The 2,260-nt window shown below is 65.0% G+C and carries 1 protein-coding gene and 2 pseudogenes; 1 reads left to right on the forward strand and 2 read right to left on the reverse strand.

Features of this window, described 5'->3' with window-relative positions; all coding sequences use genetic code 11:
• Window positions 1-307: 307 nt before the first annotated feature.
• Window positions 308-825: pseudogene (locus tag VXC91_RS44685) on the reverse strand (IS630 family transposase); the annotation flags it as partial.
• Between the two features lie 9 nt (window positions 826-834).
• Window positions 835-1,053: pseudogene (locus tag VXC91_RS44690) on the reverse strand (transposase); the annotation flags it as partial.
• Between the two features lie 94 nt (window positions 1,054-1,147).
• Here VXC91_RS44690 and VXC91_RS44695 point away from each other — a divergent pair.
• Entirely contained in the window at window positions 1,148-2,065 is a 918-nt protein-coding gene (locus VXC91_RS44695; RefSeq protein ID WP_329513062.1) for an NADP-dependent oxidoreductase, read from the forward strand.
• Window positions 2,066-2,260: the final 195 nt, after the last annotated feature.

Raw genomic sequence — 2,260 nt, forward strand, 5'->3', positions numbered from 1 at the left:
CACGATCTGAACGATCACACACAGGCATGATCGCTTACCGGGAAAGGCTCACTGCGTCACGGCGAAGCAGGCCCCTGATGAGCGAGTACGACGGGCACCAGTACGTCGGTGTCGACCTGCACCGCAGGCGATCCGTGTACGCGGACCGCGCGCCGTTCTATGCGGAGGTCTGAGCAGCCCCAGTTCGCCGCAAGGCATCGCAGCTCTCTACTCGAACATCCCCAGAAGTTTCCGCTCCACCGGGACGCCCTTGACCTCGGATTAGGTTCGCCGGGCCCTTCAAGCTGCGGTTTTGAGGAGGCCGGCCCTATCGGATGCTTCTCTCGCTGTGGATGCGGGCGCGTTCCTTGCGTCCCGCGACCAGGACGTCGCGATGGCGGGCGTTGGTGTTGCACCAGCGCAGGTAGGCGTGCAGGTCCCGGGCCTGCACAGCATGGTCGGGATAGGTGGAGTTGGCGATGACGACCTGACGCAGTGCGCCAAAGCGGGCTTCGGTTCGCCCACGGGACGTGGGTCGGAGTGAAGCAGAGTTCGACCTTGTGCTTCTTTGCCCAACCTCGGATGTCGGTGCCCTAGAGGGCAGACAGGTTGTCCAGGATCACGTAGATCGGGGAGCGGTCGGGCTGGGCGGCGCGGATCGACTTCAGCGCAGCGAGCGTGCAGACAGTCGGCCGGGGCGTTTGCGTTCAACCCAGCCTGAGCGCACAGTAGGCCGAATCCCGAGCGTCCCGAACTCGTCGACGGCGAAAACCCGGTCCGGGAAGCGGTTGAAGACCTCATGGTCCGGTCCAGATTCGTCTCGCGGTCCAAGTCAGGGGACTCCTTGACTATCTAGTTGGGCACCCCGGCCTCACGACACCGGTCGCGGTCGTCCGTCCATTCCTCGGGCAGATACAGACGACGGTCGATGAAGGCGTGCCCAGCGGCGGTGGAGTAGGTGAGCATTGCCATGGTCTGGCAGTTGCGGACATCACCGGTCAGCACCCATTGCCGGAAGGCCACCCCGACCGACTTGGTGCCCTTCTTCTGTGCCTGGGTGTCTTCGATGACGACCGATCAGCGTGGTAAGACGCCGAGGTCTGGCGCCGCTATTACTGGTAAACCGAGAGTGCCGTGCAGGCATGGACTGGATATAGTGAGGTGCAGGATGAAAGCGATTGTGGTGACGGATCAGGCCGCGGGTACGGCCGGGATGACGCTGGTGGAGCGGCCCGAACCGGAGGCGGCGGGAAACGATGCCCTCGTTCAGGTTCACGCATCGGGATTCACCCCAGGCGAGCTGTCATGGCCCTCGAACTGGACCGATCGCCTCGGCCGTGACCGGACGCCTTCGATTCCCGGGCACGAGCTGGCCGGAGTGGTCACCGCCCTCGGCTACGGCACGACGGGGGTGTCGGTGGGACAACGGGTATTCGGCCTCACAGACTGGACCCGCGACGGCACCCTCGCGGAGTACGTGGCCGTCGAGGCACGCAACCTCGCGCCGCTGCCGGGCGATGTCGACTTCACGGTAGGCGCATCCCTACCGATCTCCGGCCTGACCGCGTGGCAAGGTCTGTTCGACCACGGCCGACTGCAAGCAGGGCAGAGCATCCTGGTGCACGGTGCGGCCGGCGGAGTCGGATCGATGGTGACTCAGCTCGCACGAGAGGCGGGTGCCTATGTCATCGGCACCGGACGCACAGCTGACCGTCAGACGGCGCTCGACTTCGGCGCGAAGGAGTTCGTCGACCTCGATAACGACGCCCTGGAAAATGTCGGCAGGGTCGATCTGGTATTCGACGTCGTCGGCGGAGACATCGGCAAGCGGTCTGCGGGCGTGATTCGCGCCGGAGGAACACTGGTGACCATCGCCGGCCCGCCGGAGGCGCGCCCCGCTGACGGCCTGGCAATCGACTTTGTCGTCGAGCCCGATCGCGCCCAACTGCGTGAGATTGTTCAGCGGGTCCGGGATGGCCGACTGCGGACAAACATCGCCAACGTGGCTGACCTCGACGACGCCGTCGCCGCCTTCAATCCGACCGAGCGGATCAAGGGTAAGACGATCATCCGGGTTCGCCCATAAGGACTCAGAGACAGCGGAGACCCCCGTAACGTCGTTGTAATGGGGGTCTCGTCTCACGTCACTTCGTGTTGCGGCTGCGCCGCACCGCCGACGAGGGTCTGTGGTTTGAAGGCTCCCCTCCTTGAAGGGAGGCGATTCGTCACCCTCCAGGGCCGATGTGGGGATTTACGGCTCAGGCTGCCGCCGCGGCCCAGA

This window comes from Streptomyces chiangmaiensis, assembly GCF_036281785.1.
Lineage (GTDB): Bacteria > Actinomycetota > Actinomycetes > Streptomycetales > Streptomycetaceae > Streptomyces > Streptomyces chiangmaiensis.

Bases quoted from the DNA above. Each gene is read 5' to 3' on its own strand.
- VXC91_RS44695 (WP_329513062.1), top strand. From the start codon at position 1,148: ATGAAAGCGATTGTGGTGACGGATCAGGCCGCGGGTACGGCCGGGATG.